At 30.9% G+C, this 732-nt stretch carries 1 protein-coding gene and 1 pseudogene; both read left to right on the plus strand.

The genetic code is table 11. The annotated features are described in order from the left end of the window. The coding region (locus tag RTW80_RS26580) for an AlpA family transcriptional regulator (protein ID WP_312721085.1) at nucleotides 1-158 on the plus strand (158 nt) is incomplete at its 5' end. A gap of 332 nt (nucleotides 159-490) precedes the next feature. Continuing rightward, nucleotides 491-732 (plus strand): annotated as a pseudogene (locus tag RTW80_RS26585) (site-specific integrase); the annotation flags it as partial.

Here is a 732-nt window from a genome sequence, read left to right on the forward strand (position 1 = left end):
GAACTGGATACGGTAAAGCTTGGATCTATCACCTCATCAACCAAAATCGTTTTCCTTCCCCCGTTAAAATCGGTGCGCGCTCTGTTGCTTTCATTGAAAGTGAAGTAGACGAATGGATTCAATTAACTATCGAAAATTCAAGAAAGCATGTTGCCTGAAATAAAATGACAGTCTTCTTATTTATGAGGATTAATTATCAGATTTGTAAAGTTTAAATCTTAAAAAAATCTATATTTAACGTAATTCTTTACGTTTTTTCTGGCAGAGCTTTTGCTATATGGCTTAGAGATGGTTTTCTTAATATCGGGTATGGATACCTTTAACTAGCCGTACCTGTTTCTTTCACGTGAAAGAATTTTTTTTAAGCATTTAAATTCATTATAAATAAAGCTAAATATAACAAAAAAATTTGCAAAATTTAAATTGATAAAATAATGATAAGTCGTAGTGATTATTAAATGTAAAGTTTTTGGAGGGCTATTAATTATTTATGTCATATAAAATTAAGAAATTTTTGATGAGTAATGGTGAAAGAGGGTGTTTGATTCTCGATAAGGAGACACAATTGCCAGTTTACTATCAAAACCTTTATCTCACAACGAATGTTAGAAACAGAAGTGCGACCGCATCAACGATAGAGATAGTCGCAACAAATCTACTTATACTAAGCAATTTTCTGAAAAGCAGGAATATAAATATCATTAATAGGATTGAAATCAAGGGGTTCTTAAG

Origin of the sequence: Escherichia sp. AM3 (assembly GCF_032029835.1) — a bacterium.
Taxonomy (GTDB): Bacteria; Pseudomonadota; Gammaproteobacteria; order Enterobacterales; family Enterobacteriaceae; genus Escherichia; species Escherichia coli.